The organism is Peribacillus sp., from assembly GCF_059453735.1.
Map to the genome: position 1 here is coordinate 1 of NZ_JAZVJO010000472.1, position 1612 is coordinate 1612.

Annotated in this window: 2 protein-coding genes and 1 pseudogene; all 3 read left to right on the forward strand. The window is 37.3% G+C overall.

What is annotated here, in order from left to right; translation table 11 throughout:
* Nucleotides 1-387 (forward strand): sensor histidine kinase (locus AC52RT_RS15600; RefSeq protein ID WP_495541593.1); only part of this gene is annotated, 387 nt, incomplete at its 5' end.
* Nucleotides 388-390: 3 nt separating this feature from the next.
* Nucleotides 391-1059 carry a response regulator gene (locus AC52RT_RS15605; protein ID WP_495541594.1) on the forward strand — a complete coding sequence of 223 codons (669 nt, stop codon included), beginning with the start codon at nt 391-393 and terminating at the stop codon, nt 1057-1059.
* Nucleotides 1060-1367: 308 nt separating this feature from the next.
* Nucleotides 1368-1612: pseudogene (locus tag AC52RT_RS15610) on the forward strand (C4-dicarboxylate ABC transporter); the annotation flags it as partial.

Genomic DNA, 1612 nt, shown 5'->3' on the forward strand with positions numbered 1-1612 from the left:
GAATTGGGTATATCATTAACAATTGATGATACCTCCTACCTGACAGATATCAAAAATGGAATATCAAGCGGGGACATTATCACAATTATTGGGAATCTCCTTGATAATGCGATGGAAGCCTGTCTTGAGAGAGAAATTCAGGACGTACATCTTACATTGCAGGGAAACAAGCAATTTCTATTCATTGAAGTACAGGACAGTGGTTGTGGAATTAGCGGCAATCTACAGAAGATATTCGAGTACGGGTTCAGTACGAAGATGCGAGAGGGAAGAGGAATCGGGCTAGCGCTCATTAAACAGCTGGTTGAAGTGAATAATGGGATAATTCTAGTCGAATCATCAATGGGTATAGGAACAACAATAACAGTTAAGATTGGGGTGGAATAGGAGATGACGCAGCTTTCAGTATTAATTGTAGAAGATGATCCGATGGTACTGGAAATAAACAAGAACTTTTTAAGTAAAGTTAAAGGGTTTGTATATATAGGGGAAGCTTCTACCGCAAAAGATGCTTACGAAAAGACTATTCAATTAAAGCCGGACTTAATTCTGTTGGATATGTTTTTGCCTGACATATCCGGTATGGATTTGTTTCTTCGTTTACGTCAGGAAAGATTACCATCCGATATCATCATGATTACTGCAGCGCGTGATACGCCTACTGTTCAAGAAGCCGTTCGATTGGGAGCGTTCGATTATTTAATTAAGCCTTTTCGCTTTGAACGCTTCGAAAGGGCGCTCCATGATTATTTAAGATTAATTAAACAGCAACCTGCAAGCGGTATATATGACCAGCAGAAAATCGATAATATATTTGGTTATAAGGAAGATGAAGCAGCATTGCCCAAAGGACTGAATGATATTACGATGAAACAAATTCTTGAAGGTCTAGTTGAAATTAGTGCGCCTGTCACTTCTGAACAGTTGGCGAAAAATGTCGGTATGGCAAGAGTAACCGTTCGGAAGTACCTCGACTTTCTAGCAAATACAGGGAAAGTAACAATTGATTTAAAGTATGGTACAGTAGGTAGACCAACAAAATACTATTTACTGCAATAATATGTCCAAAGAAGCTGTCCTGAAAGTAGAAACTTTCGGGACAGCTTCTTTTCATTATTGCTGTGATAGTAACATCAAAATGTCCAATACTCATCGAGGTGGAAGCAACTTTAAAGAATTCAAATGCAATGGTTGTATTATAACAGTTATATTAGAATAACATACTGTTACATATCAAAAAGACCAAAATGTCCATTAATGACAAAATATTGTTTATTATCACATTTTATTTAGAATTAAGTTATTCTCTATTAGTAAATTGAGGTGCCAAATTGAAAAGGAAAATAGTTTTATCCTATTACTCTTTGATGTCACTAACCATTCTTTTTTTGCTATCGGCATGCCAAGCAAATAACTCCTATCCAACTGACTATGAACAACTCAGCAAAGAAGAACGGCTAGTCATTCGTTTCTCACATGTCGTCGGAGAAGATACGCCAAAAGGTATGGCAGCACGGAAATTTGCAGAACTGGTAAAAGAACGCAGCAATGGCTATATCGAAGTTCAGGTTTTTTCAAATGGGACGCTTTATAAAGATAGCGAGGAATTAGA